This window comes from Archangium sp. Cb G35 (assembly GCF_001896145.1).
GTDB classification, from domain to species: Bacteria; Myxococcota; Myxococcia; order Myxococcales; family Myxococcaceae; genus Archangium; species Archangium violaceum.
The window spans coordinates 88,288-104,245 of sequence record NZ_MPOI01000006.1 but is presented as its reverse complement, the minus strand read 5'-3'; the positions used below and the strand labels follow the sequence as shown (position 1 = coordinate 104,245).

General features: G+C 65.5%; 15 protein-coding genes. 5 read left to right on the top strand and 10 right to left on the bottom strand.

All coding sequences use genetic code 11. The annotated features are described in order from the left end of the window. Positions 1 to 96 precede the first annotated feature (96 nt). Positions 97 to 1,449: a hypothetical protein gene (locus BO221_RS52625; RefSeq protein WP_143195553.1), complete on the top strand. Its 1,353-nt coding sequence runs from the start codon at positions 97 to 99 to the stop codon at positions 1,447 to 1,449. A gap of 147 nt (positions 1,450 to 1,596) precedes the next feature. Here BO221_RS52625 and BO221_RS19210 read toward each other — a convergent pair whose 3' ends face one another. After that, on the bottom strand, positions 1,597 to 2,223 hold the full coding sequence (locus tag BO221_RS19210; protein ID WP_233166188.1) for a DUF998 domain-containing protein: 627 nt from the start codon (positions 2,221 to 2,223) through the stop codon (positions 1,597 to 1,599). A gap of 30 nt (positions 2,224 to 2,253) precedes the next feature. On the opposite strand from BO221_RS19210, the gene BO221_RS19205 reads away from it, so the two are divergent. Both BO221_RS19205 and BO221_RS19200 read left to right on the top strand, forming a co-directional pair. Next, entirely contained in the window at positions 2,254 to 2,901 is a 648-nt protein-coding gene (locus BO221_RS19205; protein ID WP_073561945.1) for a TetR/AcrR family transcriptional regulator, read from the top strand. 321 nt (positions 2,902 to 3,222) lie between these two features. Continuing rightward, entirely contained in the window at positions 3,223 to 4,167 is a 945-nt protein-coding gene (locus tag BO221_RS19200; protein WP_073561944.1) for a fatty acid desaturase, read from the top strand. A 397-nt stretch (positions 4,168 to 4,564) separates the two neighbouring features. On the opposite strand, the gene BO221_RS19195 is transcribed toward BO221_RS19200, so the two are convergent. Beyond that, positions 4,565 to 4,768: a hypothetical protein gene (locus tag BO221_RS19195; RefSeq protein WP_143195552.1), complete on the bottom strand. Its 204-nt coding sequence runs from the start codon at positions 4,766 to 4,768 to the stop codon at positions 4,565 to 4,567. A gap of 205 nt (positions 4,769 to 4,973) precedes the next feature. Here BO221_RS19195 and BO221_RS19190 point away from each other — a divergent pair, with 205 nt between their 5' ends. After that, a complete protein-coding gene (locus tag BO221_RS19190; RefSeq protein ID WP_073561942.1) occupies positions 4,974 to 5,198 on the top strand; it encodes a hypothetical protein in 225 nt (74 codons plus the stop codon). Between the two features lie 417 nt (positions 5,199 to 5,615). Next, positions 5,616 to 6,449: a hypothetical protein gene (locus BO221_RS53830; RefSeq protein WP_143195551.1), complete on the top strand. Its 834-nt coding sequence runs from the start codon at positions 5,616 to 5,618 to the stop codon at positions 6,447 to 6,449. Positions 6,450 to 6,957: 508 nt separating this feature from the next. On the opposite strand, the gene BO221_RS19180 is transcribed toward BO221_RS53830, so the two are convergent. The 8 genes from BO221_RS19180 to BO221_RS19145 all read right to left on the bottom strand — a co-directional run bounded on the left by BO221_RS19180 (position 6,958) and on the right by BO221_RS19145 (position 15,195). Next, the gene (locus BO221_RS19180) at positions 6,958 to 7,446 is read right to left on the bottom strand and encodes a DUF2019 domain-containing protein (protein ID WP_073561940.1); all 489 of its coding nucleotides are present in this window, start codon (positions 7,444 to 7,446) and stop codon (positions 6,958 to 6,960) included. Next, the gene (locus BO221_RS53825) at positions 7,431 to 8,756 is read right to left on the bottom strand and encodes a hypothetical protein (RefSeq protein ID WP_233166152.1); all 1,326 of its coding nucleotides are present in this window, start codon (positions 8,754 to 8,756) and stop codon (positions 7,431 to 7,433) included. Before BO221_RS53825 ends, BO221_RS19180 begins: the two co-directional genes overlap by 16 nt. A gap of 280 nt (positions 8,757 to 9,036) precedes the next feature. Beyond that, the gene (locus tag BO221_RS19170) at positions 9,037 to 10,005 is read right to left on the bottom strand and encodes a DUF2381 family protein (protein ID WP_073561938.1); all 969 of its coding nucleotides are present in this window, start codon (positions 10,003 to 10,005) and stop codon (positions 9,037 to 9,039) included. Between the two features lie 120 nt (positions 10,006 to 10,125). Next, positions 10,126 to 12,285: a serine/threonine protein kinase gene (locus BO221_RS57625; RefSeq protein ID WP_073561937.1), complete on the bottom strand. Its 2,160-nt coding sequence runs from the start codon at positions 12,283 to 12,285 to the stop codon at positions 10,126 to 10,128. A gap of 182 nt (positions 12,286 to 12,467) precedes the next feature. Then, complete coding sequence (locus tag BO221_RS19160; protein WP_083681191.1) at positions 12,468 to 12,908, bottom strand: helix-turn-helix domain-containing protein; 441 nt, start codon at positions 12,906 to 12,908, stop codon at positions 12,468 to 12,470. Further along, the gene (locus tag BO221_RS19155; RefSeq protein WP_083681190.1) at positions 12,884 to 13,279 is read right to left on the bottom strand and encodes a helix-turn-helix domain-containing protein; all 396 of its coding nucleotides are present in this window, start codon (positions 13,277 to 13,279) and stop codon (positions 12,884 to 12,886) included. Before BO221_RS19155 ends, BO221_RS19160 begins: the two co-directional genes overlap by 25 nt. An 82-nt stretch (positions 13,280 to 13,361) precedes the next feature. Continuing rightward, a complete protein-coding gene (locus tag BO221_RS19150; protein ID WP_073561934.1) occupies positions 13,362 to 14,558 on the bottom strand; it encodes a serine/threonine-protein kinase in 1,197 nt (398 codons plus the stop codon). 37 nt (positions 14,559 to 14,595) lie between these two features. Further along, a complete protein-coding gene (locus BO221_RS19145; RefSeq protein ID WP_143195549.1) occupies positions 14,596 to 15,195 on the bottom strand; it encodes a hypothetical protein in 600 nt (199 codons plus the stop codon). Positions 15,196 to 15,958: the final 763 nt, after the last annotated feature.

Below are 15,958 nucleotides of genomic sequence, written 5' to 3'. Positions count from 1 at the left end.
ACCGGCGTGTACCCCAATCTCCCCCTGAGCGCGGTGCACCAGACTCTGGACATGGAGTGCCGCATGCCAGTTTGCTCCGGCGCGGAGGTCACCTACGTGAGACGCAGCATTCAGCAGGTCATGGCACTCAACAACGGCAGGGCTGTCTACAACGACAGCCGGATGCTCGTGTTCGACCATCCCGACGAGTGCTGGTTCCACAGTGCGGATTTCCGCCTCCACGTCTGGAGCCACGGGGCGTTACTCGAGGAGGAGCGCGTCCCCAGCCCCGCCGCGGCACGCGAGCGCGTGTTCCTCGTCCAGAAGCTCGACGGGCTCTATGTCGACATCGCCCTCTTCGAGAGTACGGCCATCATCACCCGGGGCAGCTTCGGAGGCCGCTGCACCCAGGCCTCTCTGAAGCCCACCGAGGTGGAGGCCCTCGCGGCCCACTACCGGAAGCTGGGCTTCCAGCATGTGTACGGATGGAACGTGTCACGAGAGCGGCTTCTCAAGCGGGAGCTTCGGCTCACCCAGCCTGGACTGCTGCGCGCGGAGCAGGTGCAGGTCGACGGGGCCGTGCGGCTCACGGTGTCCACGCGAGTCGTGGGGACGGAGAAGACCGTGGCCGAGGAGCGTACGTCCTTCGCCAGCCGCGAGGAGGCTGTCGCCGCGGCGGAGCAGCGGCTCTTCGCGCTGGAGCAGGAGGGACTCAGCCCCTTCACCCTATCCATGCCCCAAAGCACCCAGGTGAATCCGGAACCTCCGGGGCTGCCGCCGGTGGCGCTGACCGCGTTCGCCCGCCCGGAGACACCTCATGCGGCCGTCGATGCCGCGGTCGCTCGCCTGGCGGAACTGCACCACAAGCTGCGGGCGGGCCACTTCATCGTCGAGCTCCTCCAGCCCGACACGGACCGGGACAGGCTCGACTCCATGGGACATGGCAGCCAGTTCTTCAGGGACCTGCACGCGGAGCGCTTCGGCCGCTGGCTTCGGCCCGCGGAAGCGCCGACGGAGGGCTCGTCCTTCGAGTACTTCGTGCGGCGTTATGGGACCGCGACCTGGGTCGTCAAGTGGGCCGGCAAGGTGCCGACGCACTACAGCGGAAACGTCAGCGGAGGGGGCCAGTGTGTTCTGGAGGTGAACGCGGACGAGTACAACGTCGAGGAACTCGCGAATCACCTGGAGCAACCCCTGCCAGGGCTGGCGGATGCCCACGTCTTCCATGGAGGCTGGCATGATGGCCTCAGCTTCATCTTCGACCGGCGCACCCGCACGCCCGAGGGCGAGTTCGGCATCCACGCGTTCGACGAGAACGACCCTGGGGCCTCCTGGCCGGAGCAACCCCTGGCTCCCGACGAGATTCAGCCCTTCGGCTTCTGGCTCTTCGACCGCGTGGAAGCCATCTGCCAGACGCTGGTGCCCGAGCTGCTCAAGGTGCAGCCGCCGCCCTCCCATGCAGGGGCGTAGTCCTTCTCGGGGCATCGACCATGCAGGCCCGAGAAAAGTGCCCCGTCACCCTGGCCCGCTACGCCCAGCGCTGGCTGGAGCAGCCTGGGGCCCTGGAGAGCGATTCCAAAGCATCCAGGCTCGCGGCCTGAATCTCGCTCGTAGGGGTCAGAGAGCGTGAGCCACACGCTCCGGCACGAGGTGCGTTCGTGTCAGCGGCCGCGCGGCGAGGATCACCCAGATGCCGTACGCCATCATGAACGTCCGGTTGGGGATCCCGAAGTAGCGCATCTGCATGAGCAGGGGAACCATGACCACGAGGCTCAACCAGACGGCGGCGGCCCACGGGAGCAGCCGCGTCCCGGACCAGGGCGCTTCCCGCCTCAGCGCGAGCGACACGAGGAGCACGGCCAGGAGCTCGCCCGGCACGCCGACCATGAATCCCACGCCGTGCATCCTTCCGGAGAAGGACATCGCCGCCGGATCCGGCGTCGCCGGGTCCATGGGAAAAGCTCCACCCAGCGCGAGCCCGACGGCCGTCAGGAAGAGACAGACGAGTCCCAGCCGGCCAGGCCAACCGCGTGCCGAACCCACGAGCGCCACGAGGAGCGCCAGGCTGCTCAGCGCGAAGGCCCCGAATGAAACGCCCATCACGAAGCCATAAGGGCCAATCGCGTACTCACTGATCATGTGGGACGCCGGCGCGAGGTCTGGCCGCAGCACGTGCAGCAGGAGAAGGGCAAGAAGCGCGACGGATGCTGCCCCAACGGCGATTCGAGCGGATTGCCTGGTCATGGTCATTCGATGTAGTTTACTCCATCGAATATGGCAACTCGACGCAAACGTGTTTACGCGTCGCCCAAGCGGGACGAGGCCGCGGCCGCCACCCGGTCTCGCGTCCTCGATGCGGCGAAGACGCTCTTCGCGCGCCGCGGAATCGATGCGGTGACCATCGCGCAGATCGCCGAGCGCGCGGGCGTCTCGGGTTCGTCGGTCTACGCCTTGTTCAAATCGAAGGAAGGCCTCCTCCAGGCCCTGTTCCAGGAGGCGCTCTTCGGGCAGGGCTACAAGGCCGCGAGCGCGCAACTCGACGCGGAAGCGGATCCCGTGGCTCAGATTCGAATGACGGCGTCCGTGGCGCGCAGCATCTACGAGGGCGAAGCCGCCGAGCTCGGACTCCTCCGGGGGGCCTCCAGCTTCTCGCTCGCGCTCCGGCGCCTCGAGGCCACGCTCGAGGAGAAGCGCTTCACGCTCCAGGAAGCGCGCGTCCGTCACCTCTTCGAGGCGGGCAAGGCCCAGGCAGGCCTCACCCTCGAGAAGGCCCGCCGCCTGTTGTGGATGTATACCAGCCGCGACATCTACCGGCTCCTCGTGCTCGAAGGTGGCTTCACACCCGATGAGTACGAGACCTGGCTCGCCCAGACCCTCCTCACCGCGCTCGTCGTGCCTCCCCCGGGCCACTCCCGCACCTGACGCCCGGAGCGCTCGACGAGGCGCGGAGGGTGACCTGGGTGAAGCAGGCCATGTCAGAGGCCTCCGCTAGCTCTGCCCCTGCTGGCAGGACGGCCGGAGCCGACGTGTGCCTCAAGGCGGCCTCACTCTGCGTGCACTGGCATGGCTCACTTCTTTTCGGCTCCCGTCTGCTGCCTTCCCCCTCCTCTCTGCCCCATCCCCCTGCCCTCAACCCTGCCCCTATTTCTCTTATGCGCCGCAAGGGGGGGCGGAGGTAGCGCACCCGAGCGCACAGCACGGCATGTGTGCCCATCCCCCTTGTGCTGAGGTACCGTTGGCGCCATGTCCAATGGCTTCATCTGGTCCAGCGCGGACGAACCGCATGCCGCGCGGCGGCTCGAGATGCTTCGCACGCATCCCGAGATCAAGGAACTCTACGGCCCGTGCTCGCGCACGAAGTACGTCTGCACGCTGCTCGTCGGGCTGCAACTCTCGCTCGCCTTCCTGCTGCGTGACGCGCCCTGGTGGCTGATTGTTCTGGTCGCCTATGCGGTGGGCGGAGTGATCAACCAGGCGTTACTCCTGGCCATTCACGAGCTCTCTCACAATCTCGCGTTTCGCAAGCCCTGGCACAATCGCGTATTCGGCGTCTTCATCAATCTGCCCGTGGGTGTGCCGGTCGCAGAAACGTTTCGCTACTACCACCTGCGCCATCACATCCATCAGGGTGACGAGCGGCTCGACACGGATATCCCGACGGAGTTCGAGGCGCGCCTGCTGCGCAATCGCGCGAGCAAACTGCTCTGGCTCTCTTGCCAAGGCTTTGCCTACGCGCTCCGCCCGCTGTTCGTGCATCCAAAGAAGCCGGGGGCTTCCGAGATCACGAACCTGCTCGTGCAGGTCGCGTTCAACGTGGCCGTGTTCCATTTTTGGGGCGTCAAAGCGCTTGCCTATCTGCCGATCAGTTCGCTGATCGTCATGGGGCTACATCCGATTGCCGGACACTACATCTCGGAGCACTACGTCTTCCGCGAAGGGCAGGAGACCTACTCGTACTACGGGCCGCTCAACGTGCTCGCGTTCAATGTCGGCTACCACAACGAGCACCACGACTTCCCCTACGTTCCTGGCTCGCGCCTGCCGAAGCTACGCGCGATGGCGCCGGAGTTTTACGACGGTCTGCTGTCGCACCAATCGTGGACGGCGACGCTTTGGAACTTCGTCATGCGCCCGAGCCTGGGCGGTTACAGCCGCATCAAGCGGCGCGTGGAGCGGCGGCGAGACTAGCGCCCAGACTCCTGCCGCGCATCTGATGGGTGAGGAGGAGGGGAGGGATGGCCCCCAGATAGCTGCGAGGCATGGAGGCGGCGGGAATCGAAGCCGCTAAGGGCGGAGTCGCCTCCACTCGGGACCAGAGGCACACCCCCCGTTTCCCTCTGAAAATGGGGCGCCCATCTGTCCGGGCGAGTCCAGGCGCGTCCGTTCGATTTGGTCCTTTTTTGGTCCCCTTGGACCCCTCGCCGGGCGATAAGTGGCAGGCCCTTCGCCCCTCGTCCCAGCTTCTGGCGCCGATGCCGTAGCCTACTAATGCCGGGCCTCTACACGGCCCGAGCTTCGGCGTATCTGTTCGCCGTGCCCCGTCTGGTGGACACCCTGTCACGACGGGGGACGGCGAACACTTACCTCAGTCGTTGCCCATGGCGCGTTCGACGCAACTGCTGCACACGGCGCGCTCGTCGTTGGTGGGGCTTCCGCAGCCTGAGCAATGCTTTTCGTAGCTGATGTCACACTCTGGACAGTACGATTCCATGTCGTCGTTGGCCTCGCACTGCGTACCGCACTCCGGGCACTCGCCCGCCTCCTGATCCTCGATCAACTTGTCCTTCAAGATGCCCACATTGCCTCCCTGTCTCCCTGTCTGGGGTGGAAACGGCGAAAATACCTGCAAATTCTTCACTGTGGGAAGAGGCGGCACCGAGCAGGCAGGCACGATTCTTCCTAAGTCGGGGAACCGGCTAAGCTGGCGCAATAACTGAGAAAATCAGGTGGCTGATCGCCGTGCCCTAGGGGAAGAGGAGAGGGAGCAGCCTGCCATGCTGGTGGAACACGCCAGACGGACACCGCGTCAGAGTCCCGCGCACTTCATCCCCACTTCGAGTGGAGCGGAGCTGCCCGGCTGTGGGCCCATGATCGGTGGCCACCCCATCACCATGGTGCAGGGCGAGCATTTACGCTTCGGCTGCCGTGCCCTGGTGGCCTCCACCGGGCCCGAGGCGATCGTGGCTGCCGGGCTGCCCTTCGTGGCCTCGACCGGCTAGCGTTACCCCTGCCTGCCCCCTCGGTGTCCTCCACCCGGCCCGAGGCGATCGTGGCTGCCGGGCTGCCCTTCGTGGCCTCGACCAACCCGAGCCTCGGGCATCTTGTTACTCGGCTGAGGGTCGCCGCGCCGTGGCAGCTACTTGCCCGGGGTTCGGCTGTCGGGCACCTGGGCCTCACGGCCGAAAATGCCCGCCATGGCGCTAAAAGGGCGGCCATCAGACTTGGACGAGGAACGGCTACCGGACGGAAATTGGTCTTGCTCAAGCTCTCAACCAAACCCCTTAGCCTCCTTGCTCCTCTGCTTGCTCCCTTGCCGATTGCCCCCTTGCTCGCTTGCTCCCCTCAAAATAGCTGCAACGAGAACATTATTGGCCTATCCTGAATTGACCCCCCATTACCCATTCAAAGGAAAGGCAATGTCGAAAAAGATTATTGGGCAGGTATTAGCAAGCACAACGGAAGACAGGCAGGGGGAACGATACGACAAGGAGTTCTTGGAACAGCTTGTTTCAGGCATGCCTCAGCGTGTCCCGTTGCATCAACGGCACAACCTCGGACTTCCATCGGTCGGTTTCATTACGAATCAACGGGTAGCGCCTCACCCGGACGTGCCTGGAGAGTGGGCTATCCTGGCCGACGTGGAGATCAATGAAGACGATGTAAACGCAAACCCAGATCTCAAAGGGTTTAGCTGGTCGGCTACCGTATCAGTCGCGCGGAACGCAGACGTGCCTCATTTCGGACACTTCGTTCCGTTTCCCGCTTATAAGCATGGCCTCCTCGACGAAATCCTGAATCAAGACGAGCCTGTTTTGGTTGGGAAGTGGTTGAAGAAGGAACTGTCGCCGAACGCGGTGAGCCTACTCGTCGGTCTCATGACATTGATACTCACGCCAATCTGGGATCAGACCTATAAGCAGGTTGTCTGGCCTCATCTCAGCCGGCAGTTCGACAAGCTGCGCGAGTGCTGGTGGAAGAAGGGCGCCTCCACCGACTTCATGCAGATGGCCAGACTACCTTCTGGCGATGCAGTGCAGATCATCTTCGTTCCTGCACGACAACATGAGGAGCAAGCCTTTTCCCGCGATGTTCTCGACGATGGGTTGCAGCTTGCCAATGAGGCTGCCATTCGGCAGATGGACGAGGGAAAGGTCACTAGCCGTATTCGCCTCCTGTTCAATGAACGGATCGGACGCTGGAAGGTGATCTCAATTGAATTTATGGATGGCTCGGTTCTTCACATCGTGTAGTGATTGCAGGGAGTGACTGTCGAAGAATCGCCCTAAATGCTTCTCCTGAGCGGCTGCGGGTAGCATTGGCCGCTGCATTCTAGTTGCCCCAAACTTCCGAGGTGTCCGCCGTGTGGCTGCCGGGCCGCCAAAGGCCCGAGCTGCCCCTGCTGGGCTCTCGCGCAGCCCGTTCATGATCAACTGCCCTTAGGTTCTGTGCCCCCATGGCCCGAGCTTCGGCTGCTCGGCTCTGGTGGCCGCCACCGGGCCCGAGGTGCCCGACGTGGCTGCCGGGCCGCCCTGGTGCCTCCACCCGGGCCCGAACTTCGGCTGCCCGGCCCCGGTGGCCTCTCATCGGCCGAGGTGCCCACCGTGCTGCTCTGGTGGCGTCCACCCGGCCCGAGCATCGGCTGCCGTGCCCTGGTGGCCTCCACCGGGCCCGAGGTGCCCGCAGTGGCTGCCGGGCTGCCCTGGTGCCTCCACCGGCCCGAGCTTCGCCTGCCCGGGCCCTGGCACGCGCATCTCAAGCTCAACCACCCGGTTTGTCCCGCTTGCTCCTCCTCAGTCTGTCACTCGCGGCGCGCTCCGTGCGTGGTCGGCTGCGCTTGCTGGGCGGTGCCGGGCGGGGTGCTTCTGGCAGCCCCGCAGCATCCTCGGCTGGATCTAGTGCCCAAGTGCCCTCTTCCCAGCGTTTCAGGGCCTCCGAAGCTTCAAAAGCGGCCAGTCCTTCACCTTTTGCGATCTCCAGTAAGACGGCCTTGGCTTCCGCCGTCCGATAGCGCAGCAGGTAGACCGCCGCCATGCCTCGTACGTCCATTCGCGGGTGCATGAGCAACATGGCGAGCGCATCCCTCCCCGCGTTCCCGTGAGCGCGCAACTTCTTGAACGTGGCGATCCGCTGCTTCGCGTGCCTGTTTCCGGTTCTGGCATCACCTCGGAAGATTGCGTCCGTCTGTTCTGCTGTGTGGTGGGCAAATTGTTCCGTCAGTTCTTCTAGCTGTTTTACCTGACTTTCCAAATTCCTCTCCTGATGTTTTCAATTGCCTTGAGTCCGAACTGACGCTGGGCTTCGTATGACTGAGTGCCAAGCCATTTCCGAATCGTCAGGATGTTGGAGCCGGTGATTCCTTCTCGAATCGACGAGTAGAAGGCGCTCACGTCGGTGTGTAGCCCCTCGTTGAGCGCTGTGATGTTTTCGGTGTTGTGAAGGGCCTCGTCTCCAAACCGCTTCACATTGCCCGGTGTCTTCTCCACAATGTGATGCCATTGCTTTCCCGGGCCCGCTGGCCCCATTGCCGACTTGAAGCCACCAAACGACCCCCACGCCCTGTGTCCGTTGGGAAGGAGCTTTCCCCGACTCGGCGCAGGAGTTCCAGCGGCAACGCCTCGGGCAGCCATGGCCACGGCATGAGGCGCCAACACCACGCGGATCGTCCCCTCTGGCACAGAGACAATAAGTCGCTCGGCTCCGGTTGCCGTCTCCAGCAGGCCCAACCCGGTACGAGCCGCGACTCTCTCCGAAGCTTGCGTGAATCCGGGGAGCTTCGGGGCCTTGGAAGTAAGGGCCACCGTTTCACCAATGGCCGCCGTCCCGACGATGACGAGTATCCGCACACTGTTGGGACCGATGACACGCCCGAAGCGCTCGCCAATCTCGCGCAGTTCCGCAAAGGTGGAGGCTCGGGGTGCATCTTCGTAGAGCTGCGCATAGGCCCGCAGCAAGTCGAAGAATTCATAACCGAGATAACCCCACAAGGCGGCGCTAAACACCAGGGCCGCGCCCTTTGATATCGGCTCGGGCACTGGTGCCAACAGCAGCGCCATATAAACCGTGATGCTGATGCTGATCATCGCGAGCATTCGCGTAGGATCGAGCATGGCCCGCACTTCCGCGTTGACGCCTTCCAGGGCGGGCCCAACCGCCAGGGCAAGTGCAAGGCTGCGCTTGTCGTCATCCTGGAAGCGGGACCCGTCTTCAAACAGCGTCAGGCAATCCCCTGGAGTGCCGCACCGCTCGCAAAATTGCCCATAGGAACGGGCCAGGTCTGATTGCCACGTTTCGCCACTCAGGGGCGCGGAAGCCAAAGCCAGCCTACGGCCCACATACAACGGGGGGCGAGACGCGGCCACCCAAAGCGGAATGTTGAGCCAAAGCGTTGTCATGGCCGTCGAAAACTCAGCGTCGCTTACCTGCACAGGCGCGAAGTCCGTGGGCAGCTTGGCAAAGAAAGCCTCTCCCTGCTGGCCCTCGTCCTCGGCTTCTGACTCCAGCGCTCGCGTTTCGGGCGAGTCGTGCGGCACGCGCGACCGGTAGCGAGAAGCCGTCAACCCTCCACCCATGGGGGGTTCCGTGGCGCACGCTGTCACCAGCATCAACGCCGCCAGCGCCAGCGCACCCGCGCGAAGGGTCCGCCGTGTGTCCACGGGGCGAGTATCGACAGAACGCCAAGACATTGCCGCACCTCTCCGGGCGAGCCGCCCGAGTTGAAGCCCAAACCCGTTGATTACAGAAAGCGGCGGACAGCTAGGTCAAGCCGCCGGGTCTGGTGCGGTGCTGCAAACCAATCGGGTAGGTTGGATTTCTCTCGGGCTGGATGGGGCGGCGGCACTACTCGCGCGCCGCGCCTTGCTTACCCGCTTGCTCACCAAACGGGAAGGTGACGTTCTCAAGGCTGACGGTACGGGGCCCTTGCGCTTCCCACAGTTTGAGGGAGCAGGGGCAAGCGAGTTGCCCCGGCTCCCTCTCCGCGCCCACCACGACAGAGCCCAGGGCACCGGGATCAATGGCCGACGCTTGCCACGCGGATAGCGCCACCTCCGCGCCCGTCGAGTCCTTCAACACCGCCCCCGCCGCTGTCCAGGGCTCGGCGCCAGGGTTTGCGAGTTGAAGCCTTACCGCCATGCCTCCCGGGTGGGTTTTTCCTTGACGCTGGGTGTAGCTTCGGGCCGCCTCTGTCCAGAGTGCGTTGGCCGGATCGTGCTTCAAGTCCTTCCAAATGTCTCGCGATTCAACCGCCTTTTCGCGCTCCAGCCATGCGGCGCCCATGAGCCCGCCGGGCTCCTTGCGCTCGGCCAGAAGCCGCACCTTGTCCTCCTGGCATTGGCGGGCTTCGGCCTGTGCTTCGTCCTTCTCTTTCTGGAGCACGTCCGCCGGGCGCGGCTGGCGGAACACTTCCACGCGCCGCGCCCCCCTTGCCACGTGGCCCACCAGCCAGAAGGTTGCGCTTGCCGGGGCCGCGCCATCCTCAAAGCGCACTATTACCTTGACCCTCTCGCCTGGCAGAAAATCCCCCCTGGGAATGACATGGAGAGTCAGGCCCTCTTTGCCCGGGGTCCAATCCGCAAGGCGGCCCTCTGGCTGAACCTCCACCGCCCCTGTCGCAAGGCGGGAGTCAAACACAAACGTTGTCGTCTCGTCCGGGCTGACACACACCTCGGACGCCTGCCGCGTGGAGTCCGGCGCCACGTCAACGCGGGGGGTAGCCGCGCAGCGCGGGCTGGGGGGCGCCTCGGCGGCCTGCGCGGCGCCAGCGAGGAGGGCGAGCGCCAGGAGGGCGCCAGGGGACGGGGGCAGCACGAGAATTCAACCTCCAGAATGCAAGCGGGCCCGCGTCAGACAACCTGCGGGCCCGTGTTAACCGCAACGGCGCGGCGGCGCCCTATGTCACACCGCACCAACGCTACCGGGCGGTGTTGGCTAAAAATCGTAGCCCTTGGGGAACACCCAAAAGCGAGTGAAGGTTTTCACATTGCCCGGCCTGCTCTCGGGCGCGGGGCACTCCCCCAGCCCTTCGGGGCAAACGTCTGTCGGCGCGTCCCTGCCAATGACGAGACAAACGGGGTAGGTGTCTCCGCCTGGAATCTGCGCCCGGGTGAAGGTGCCAAAGAAGCGGCCTTGCCCAAGCTGCCACGTCCCCGAAAGCAAAGCGCCCCGGGGCAGTTCGCCCATGCCGAACCCGCTTAGCACCACGGTAACGGGGCCCTCCCGCACGGGGGCCCTCTCGGTATTCACCCCCTCGTAGCCTTGCAGCACGACGTTTGCCCCGGAGTTAATGACTAGCCTTTGGTGTACCTCCCGCCAATCGGCGGGGCACTCGGCGGGCGCGGGCGTGGGCGTGGGGCGCACCTGGGGTGCCGTGCCGCCGGTGCATCCCTCAAGCAGCGCACAGGTAGCACCCACAGCGGCGGCCTTCTTCAAGGAGGGGAGTCTGCCCGCGCGTTGCGGCTGGTGCTTGGGTGCGTCGTCCGGCTTTTTCGTCGTGTCTGGTTTGCGAGGCATGGTGTTAGGAGGGGGCGCGGGGGGTTGGGCCCTCACGGGCGCCGCGCCCGCGTTAGCTTCGGCTGGGTTGTGCGGCTGCGCCACTTCGCGGATGGGTGCTGCCCCTTCCGTCTGCCGACTCCCGGCAGACGCGCTACGTGGGGGCGCCGTCTTCCCTGCCAGCGGAGCGGGCGGAGCTTCCGAGCGCCACGCGCCCACGGAGCCCACCACAAGCGCCACCAGGGCGAGCACCGCCACCAGGACCAGCGGGGGCCGCTTGAGCAAGTCCAGCAGTAGGCGCCCCGTGGGGAAGGGCCCCGCCCCCAACACCCAACGGCGCACGCCCGAGGCCCCCCGGCGGGCGGGCGGTGCCCGAGCTTCGGCCCGCCCCTGCACCGGGGGCGCGGCTGCGCCACCCACCGGCCCTGCGGGCTCCCYCCGGGGCGGTGCGGCGCCTGCGTCCTCCTGCACCTCCSCAGGGGCTRCGTCCACGGCGGGCACGTCGGGCAAGGCCCGCGCTTGCCCTTCCAGGAAMCCCACGGGCGGTAGCAGCTTGCCCGGCGCGGGTGGCTGGAGTGCATCGCCCTCCCTCCAAAGCCCCCGCCGGGGCTTCTCGCCTATCCACTGGGCTACCTCCTTCTCTTGCTCATTCTTCGGCTTGTCCGCGTTCGGTCCCCCCACTGTTGTCACACGGTTTGGGGACTCCGGATCAATCAACGGCACATCCCAGCCAGCATCCCCCTCATGTGCAGACAACAGGGCCTCAACGGCGCCACATATCTCGTCATGGCTTTGAAAGCGTGACTGCGGGTCCTTCTCCAGCATGCGCAGACACAAGCGGCTGACCGATTCGGGCAGTCGCGGATTGRCGACRCAAGGATGCGGCGGGGAGTCCAAGCGGATGCGAGCATTRAGCCCCGGCTCCCTTCGATTKCCAAACGGCAGCACGTCCGTAAGCARCCAGTACAGAGTCACCCCCARCGCCCACAGTTCGTCCGAGAGGCTATATGTATAAGAATCCTCTTCCGTCATGCCCGCGAGAAAGCGCATGGCCTCGGGGCTCCGGTACTCTGGCGTTCCCGGTGGCARCCTTCCCGCGTCTGTCACGGTGGGCATGCCAGCCACGGAGCTGAAGCCAAAATCTATCARTATCGGCTCGCCATCATGTGAGCGAATGATGATGTTGGAYTCCTTGATGTCCCGATGCAGYACCCCGAGCCGGAAGACTTCCCGAAGCGCCCGGGCGATCTTCAAAAAGATTGTRAGYGCCCGCCGGGTGGACGGATTGTGGCGSAGCACGTAGAAATCGAGGGTCAACCCCGAGACAAACTCCATGATGATGCAGGGACAACCCGTCTCGGCATCCGGCCACTTGTCATAGCCAACAAAGCGCACCACGTTATCGAGTGGAAGATTGACAAGGGCTGTGACCTCGCGCCGCGTCCAGCCGTCCACGTCCAGGGTAGCCAGGACCTTGACGGCGTAATTGCGCCCGCCGCGCTCGGCCTTGTAGACGTGGCCGCCGCCGCCCTGGCCAAGTTGCTCGATGACTTCATAAGCGCCAATCTTGGCGCCTTTCTGGGGAAGGTGGATGACCAAGCCAGGAGCCTCCGAAGGTTCTCCACTCTAGCAGAACCCTGCGGGTGTGGTTGGTGCAGTCGCGCGGATGCCCGCCCGGTTGGAGGCTGGAGCCGGGGCGATGGGTACACCCTTCCCGAATGCGGCCACGCAGGGCACGGCCGCCCCCTACCCACGCTCCAACCCCATCGCTCAAGCGGCGCCTAGTCCTCGGGCTCGGACTCCTTCTCGGAGTCCTTCAAGAACTCCACCCGCACGGAAGGCGAGTCCAGCAGCTTTGCCATACGGGCCAGGAAGCGGACCTTTTCGTCAGGCCATGCCCGCAGGGTGCGCGTCAGCTTGCGAAGCTCGGGGCTCAGTGGCACCTCGGGCGCGGGCTCGTTCATCGTCCGCGCTACTTCTTTCGGACTGATGCCCAGCAGCACGTCCGACGAAATGCCGAGCGCCAGGGTTATCTTTCGCAGTGTGGGAACGGCGGGCAGCATCAACCCGCGTTCAATCTTCCCATAGACAACAGCCGAAATCCCAGCCGCACGCGCAGCCTCGGCTTGATTCATCTTCAGCCGTTCCCGGGCCTCTCGGGCGAGAGGTCCGATGGTGGTCATCAACTCCTCGGGGGTCATGTGCTCTGGTCCTGTACGCATTCGTCCCTTCCGTCTGATGGGGCCGTGTTTGACTTGGCGAAGGTGCTCGCAACGTGTCCAATGGCATTGAGCTGGGTAGGCGTCAGCCGCCGCAAGTGGCGGAGCACTTGCCGAACCCGGGGGGGGGCCTCTTCCTCTTTCCCCTGCTTCGGCTCGTCCACCAGTACCGGCAGCGAGCCGGAGGTAATCCCTAGCAGCGCGTTGGCATCCGCCCGGAGGACAAAGCACAGCTTTAGCAGGGTGGGCACGCTCGGAAGCATTCCGCCGCGCTCCAGGCGGCCATAAACCTCCGTAGCAAGCCCAACCCGCTCGGCCACGTCCGCCTGCGTCAGCCTTGCCTGCTTGCGGGCATTCCGCGCGACTTCTCCCATGTGTTTCGCCAGCTTCGGCGGAGTTTTGGGGCCCTCGGTCGGCTGTCGAGTGTCAGCGACAGCGGCGGGGGGCTTGGTATGTCTACCCATTGTCCAGGAACTCTTCCGGGTTGGGGAGGACGCCTCTTTCGACTGTCTGCGCCGCCAGCAGCTTGCGCTCGGCCGCCTCGTTCAGAATCGCTTTCCGCTCCGCCGCCACTTCGAGCCGTCCGAAGCTGGAGGCCCCGGACGCGCGAAGATAGAAACGCAAGTCATCGCGCATCTCGGCGGCAGTGCTGTAGCGRTTCTCCGGGTTGGGCTGTAGTGCCTTGCCCAGGATTTTCCGCAAAGGCTCGGGGACCAAATCCGCTTGGCGCTCWATCTCCTCGGGCCCGAAGCTGAGGACGCGATTAAACAAAACCTCAAGCTCCACCCATGTCGGCCGCTCGGCGCGCAGGCCCTGGGGAAAGYGCGTCGCCGGACGGCTCGGCACCAGTCCGAGCGGGTCAAGCGGATATTTCGCCGTCAGCATCTCCAGCAGKACCAACCCGAGGGAGAAAATGTCCGCCCTGCCGTCAAGCTCCCTCGGGGTGAGTGGGTCCGTCTTGCTTTCGAGGGCTGCCCACATGGAGCGCAGCAGTTCCGGGGCGATATAGGCYGGATCTCCTCTCAGYAGGTCGCGGGGGGTGACCATGCGTCCGGCCAGCTCGGAATAGGCCGCTCCGAGGTTGCACAGCTTGACGCGGCCATCCGCCCCAAGCCGGATRCGCAGGGGCCCCACGGCCCGGTGTACGAGCCGGAGCGGCGCCCCGGTYTCATCCTCGGCGTTGTGYGCGTATTCGAGCGCGTCCGCCACCTCGGCGGCAACGTAGACGGCGAAGGCAGGGGAAAGCCTCTTCTCCACGAGCGCCGCCGCATGTGTGACGGTGAGGAGGAAACAGCCCTTCATGTGCTCCATGACGACATAGGGAATCCCCTTGTTGACGATGAAGTCATGGACGCGGGCAATCTTGGGGTGACGCAGCAGCGAKGCAAGGCGAACCTCTTCCCGTGCGCTGGCGCGTGCGTCGCGYCCGGGGACCATGTTCACCTTCTTGAGYTCGACCATGTGACGCGGCCCGCCCGAGAGGAGCCGACGCCATGCGATGAAAAGCGTGTCGTAGTAGGGATGGAGTACAAGCGGYTCCGTCACCTCGTAACGGTATTCGCCCGCCTCGAAGGTGAAACGGTAGTCTTCCGATTTGACGGCGTAGCGGCGRGGACTGTCGCGCCGGGGCGTTTCTCTTGGCGTYGAGGGCATGGGAAACTCCTGTCTTTGGGAAGTCTTCGGGTACGGGTTACGGGGTGCGCTCGCCAGCGGGACGAAAGACGACGTGTACCCAGCCGCCGTTTCCATCGGGCGAGTAGAAGCCACCCACCTCGAATTCGCCCGCSCGCAGGACGCCGTTKCTCACCTCCACCGGGCCSACGCACTGCGCGGGGKTGCCGGTGAGGGCGGCGGAGAGGAAACCATCAGGGCCCATSACCCGCAGGTGTTGGTAGTGCAGCAGGCGAGCGTCCAGGGCGGAGCGCATGACRGGAGCGCCGCCCGCGATGACTTCCCGCAGCAGYACCTCGGCAACGAGCCTCGGGCCGAAGGTGCGCGAGGTGGACGGGTACAGGCCGAAGGAGACCCGCAGCCGTATGGCCTCCTCTGGCGTCAACTCCGGGCCGGTGGGCAGAGTGTCTGCCGGTAGTCCGGCCTCCAGCAGCAGCGCGCCGAAGTCGTCCAGCTCCGCGAGCGCGTCCCGCATGGCGCGGAACACCTCGGGGTGTTGGCCACTGGCGCAGGCCACGGGACACAGCAGCAGCACGGCCAGCAAGGCGGACGGGAGCGGACGGGGCTGGGCGCGGGCAACACGGGCCCCTATCCGGCACGCATGGGGGGCGTTCGGCATGGACACCTCGGGGTGAGGACAGCGGGAGGGCGGCTAAACCTTCTGTTTACCGGAATGGATGAACCCCAGGTAACATGCGGGGCCAACGGGGGGGAAGCCCCACCCGACTGCGGGGGTTAGCAGGGCAACCCGACTTGAGCGGGAGGGGCCAGGTGTGCCCACGGTGGGGCCCTCCACCGCGCCCGAGCCTCGGCTGCCGTCCTCTGGCCCCCTGCCCCCCGAGGGGCCCGCCGTGCTTCTGGTGCCCTCCACCAGCCCGAGGCTCGGCTGTCATGCCCTGTTGCGCGCCACCGCGCCCGAACTTCGGCTGCCGATGGCTCGGGGCCACTCCGTCCGACGCTGCGCCCTGGGGGCAGGGGCGCAGACCTGGCGCCCCGGTTGCGCGGCAATCCGGGCCTCTGAAGTGTGCCGGGATTCGGCGCGGCTCATGAGTGCTCGAGTACGGCGCCAGGGCGCGACGGCTGCTACGCGCAGCGGCAGACACAGCGCGGCGCGAACCTCGGGCGCGGTGGAGGGCACCAGCAGCGCGGCAGCCGAGCCTCGGGCCGGTGGGGCGCACCAGGGCGCGGCGCGAACCTCGGGCATGGTGGAGATCACCAGCGCAGCGGCAGCCGAAGCTCGGGCCGGTGGAGGGCACCAGGGAACCAGGGCACGGCGCAAACCTCGGGCAGGCTAGAGCCACCAGCAGCGCCGCAGCGGCACCAGGGCGCAGCGGTTCCACCAGGGACGCGGCAGCCGAGCCCCGGGCGCGGTGGAGGGCGCC